General features: G+C 34.2%; 3 protein-coding genes. 2 read left to right on the top strand and 1 reads right to left on the bottom strand.

Annotated features, from left to right (window positions below; genetic code table 11):
* The coding region (locus KI356_RS24500; RefSeq protein ID WP_212936726.1) for a Gly-Xaa-Xaa repeat protein at nucleotides 1-449 on the top strand (449 nt) is incomplete at its 5' end.
* A gap of 220 nt (nucleotides 450-669) precedes the next feature.
* The gene (locus KI356_RS24495; RefSeq protein WP_128281663.1) at nucleotides 670-1,098 is read left to right on the top strand and encodes a hypothetical protein; all 429 of its coding nucleotides are present in this window, start codon (nucleotides 670-672) and stop codon (nucleotides 1,096-1,098) included.
* A gap of 179 nt (nucleotides 1,099-1,277) precedes the next feature.
* On the opposite strand, the gene KI356_RS24490 is transcribed toward KI356_RS24495, so the two are convergent.
* The gene (locus KI356_RS24490) at nucleotides 1,278-3,317 is read right to left on the bottom strand and encodes a transglycosylase domain-containing protein (RefSeq protein WP_212936725.1); all 2,040 of its coding nucleotides are present in this window, start codon (nucleotides 3,315-3,317) and stop codon (nucleotides 1,278-1,280) included.
* Nucleotides 3,318-3,619: the final 302 nt, after the last annotated feature.

The raw sequence follows: 3,619 nt of genomic DNA, 5'->3' as shown, positions 1-3,619 counted from the left end.
GACTTCGTGGCGTTACTGGCGCTACCGGCGCTACTGGACCGGCGGGCACACCACTCCCTGTAACTATAGCAGCAATAGGAAATTCTAATCGACAAACTATATCTCCTGGAACAAACATCCAATTCAATCAAATTTTCGAATTAAATAACATCAATTTTAATGACACTTCAGATACTTTAACTATTTTAGAAACAGGAGTATACGATATTAGTTTCTCAGCATCTACAACCTTCCCGGGTTCTTCACCGTTTGGATTCGGTATTTCATTCAACGGTCAACCACCTACTCGTAATTTTTCAACTAACGTTATCGGTAGTGCGGTTTCTTTCTCCACAATTGTTACTTTAACAGCTGGTACAACACTCTCTGTACAACCTACAGTAAATACTATTTCTATTCCTAACACTGGTGACACAACAGCTACACTATCAGTCTTCCGAATTTACTAACTTTTAGTTTTCATCTTATTTTTGAACGACCAAGAATATTTAATTTATAGTAATTTGTATTATTTTAATTGTATGTTAAATCTCTCTTTTAATAAAAAGGAGCACTTATTTTGGAGGATAAGTGCTCCTTCTTTACGTTTCTTTACTTCAAATTTACTCTAGCTTAATCCTCTTTTTGTATGATGAATAGTGAAGACAAAGACATGAAAGAGGGATGATAATGAGAATTATATCACTGACACGTTTTTGGTTTGTTCTTACGGTATGCATAATTTTATGTATAGGATTTCTTTTAACCCTAAAATATTCAAACATTTCAAAAGCAGAAAGAAAAACAGTTCCATACGAACTTCTGTATACAAAACAAAACAACATCCCGTATTCCTCTTCCACACAAAATGAAAAAAAAGTTATAAAAGGAATGCTTATTACAGAAGCTTCTAGTTATGAAAACCTACTTCAAATCGCTGAAACGATTAAAGATCAATATAAAACGAAAGACGTTGATGAAATAACACTCTCTATCCATAATGAAAATGCCGGAATTTATGAAGAGGAATTACCATATGAACCTATTAGTAAAGGAATAATAACCGTCACGTATGATTCTCAATCCTTCGGCAGGACCAATGTTACGCTAAATAAATAAACTGAAGCTTTAATCAGTGGAGCTTTTCCCATCCCCCACTGATTATTAAGCTAAACCAATCAAATTTTTATAGGCAGCTCGATTCTCACCTAACTTCTTTTCTGTTGCCACATTTTGAATCGAAATAAAATTACTCATTTCTCATAAAAAAGAGGCGAACTCGTTATTCGCCTCTTTTTTTACCAAAATGGAATCCACTCTTTTACTTTATCTATCCATTCATTTTGCTGTTCTTTTCTTTGTTGTTCCTCTTCTTTTCGTTTTTTCTCTTCTTCTTTCCTTCGTTTTTCTTCCTCAATCGTTTTTAATTGTTTTGTATAATCCGCCTCAGGTATTAGTGATAACTGAAATGCCTTTTGAGTTGGATTTCCATCCGCTTTCTTCATAATGTCCCGGAACATTGTCGTTGTAATTTGGCTGCCCCCTGGCACATAATGCTCACTATCCGTTTTATCATACCCTACCCAAATCGCACCTACTAAATCCGGTGTGTAACCAACAAACCACGAATCCTTCGCACCAGTGCTTGGTCCATTTACAAGCTGGGTAGTCCCTGTCTTGCCTGCGGTATCGATATTATTAACTTTCGCTTTTTCACCTGTTCCCCTTTCAATAACACCTTTTAATAAGTATGTCATCTTTTGGGCAACTTTCTCGTTCGTCACACGAGTTTCTTTCTTATACCATTTTCCAATTGTTTCCCCTTCAGCATTTTGGATTTCTCTAATGGCATGAGCTTCTACTTGGACACCATCATTTGCAAGTGCGCTATACGCTTGAGCCATTACAAATGGAGAAGTCCCTACATGCATACCTCCTAAAGCAATCGGATACGTACGGTCTTCGGGCTCTAATGGAATACCAAACCGCTCTAAAGATTTCAATCCTTTATCTAATCCAATTTGCTCTAATAGCCAAACTGCTGAAACATTATATGACTTTGCCACTGCTTCATACATCGTCACATTACCATGGAACGTATGATCACTATTTTGTGGTGCATATTCTTTAATATTAAACGGTTCATCTTTTAAGACATCATATACTTCATATCCTTGCTCTAACGCTGGCACATACACTGCAAGAGGCTTTAACGTTGAACCTGGTTGCCTTTTTAATTGTGTTGCATGATTAAACTGTAAAAATTGATAAGGACCTCTACCTCCAACTAAAGCCGGAACACCGCCAGTTTTTGGATTCATAAGGACCACTCCAGTTTGCATAAGCTGATCTGAACCACTATCTTTAAAATAACTATCATTATTCACAACATCTTCAACCGCTTGTTGTTTTTTCGGGTCAAGTTCCGTATAAATACGATAACCACCTGCTAAAATTTCATTTTGTGTTAATTCATACTTGTCCATCGCTTCTCTAACAATATAATCTACGTATTGAGAATATTTCCCCTTATATTTATCGTCAACACCACGTCGTAATACAAGACCTGATTCTTTCTCATGATTATATTGTTCTTCAGAAATATATCCTTGCTCCTTCATTAAACCTAATACGACATTACGTCTTTCAATTGATTTATTAAAGTTTTTATACGGCGAATACGCAGATGGCGCTTTAATTAATCCTGCAATCGTTGCAGCTTCTGAAATTGTTAAATCTTTTACCTCTTTATCAAAATACGATTTAGCTGCTCTTTTTATCCCCCAAGCACCTTCACCAAAATAAATTTGATTCATATACATTTCTATAATTTCATCTTTTGAATAAGTACGCTCTATTTTTTTTGTTAAAAAATATTCCTTTATTTTACGTGAGTATGTGCGATCTTGTGTCAAAAATACATTTTTTGCAAGTTGTTGTGTAATTGTACTACCACCTGCCACAACTTCACCAGCTGTAATGTTCTTAAATACAGCACTTATGATTCCACTATAGTAAATACCATGATGACTAAAAAATTCCTTATCTTCTACTGCAACAATTGCTTGAACCATAATATCAGGAATATCTTTTCTTTTAACCCCTTCTGTTTTAGAAGAAGCTAATTTAGTCGCAACTTCATTATTTGCATCATAAATTAAAGTCGGTTGTGGAACAGCTTGTTTTAATTCAGATATATCTTGAATGGAAATTATTATATTTACAACAATAAATAGAGTAGCAAGTAAACTTCCCAATACAATTAATGAATTGCGTAGTTTCTTCCTCTTATTGAACCACTCAAGCGTTTTTTTAAAGTGAGTGTTCTTCAATTTCATTTGTTCACTTCCTTCATTTGTTTACACTCTTCTTTTTAAAAGGAAGAATATACCTCCTTTTAAATTTATTATAATAACGTAGTCGTTCCTATAGTGTAAAGCTTTTCTTTCACATTCATACTTTTCACATGAAAAGGACATTCTACAAGTAAGATATTCACTATTCAGTATTAATATTATTAATACAACAACGTGAGTTATGTTAAGTTTTTGTAAATTTTTCGATAAAATGTTTTAAAAAACGACAGTTTTTTGTTAGAATTGACTAGCCAATATATTTTACATATATTACTTTTGTGGGG

Origin of the sequence: Bacillus hominis (assembly GCF_018332515.1) — a bacterium.
Classification (GTDB): Bacteria; Bacillota; Bacilli; order Bacillales; family Bacillaceae_G; genus Bacillus_A; species Bacillus_A hominis.
Note: the sequence above shows the minus strand (reverse complement) of the source record. Positions and strands in the feature narration are given on the sequence as shown.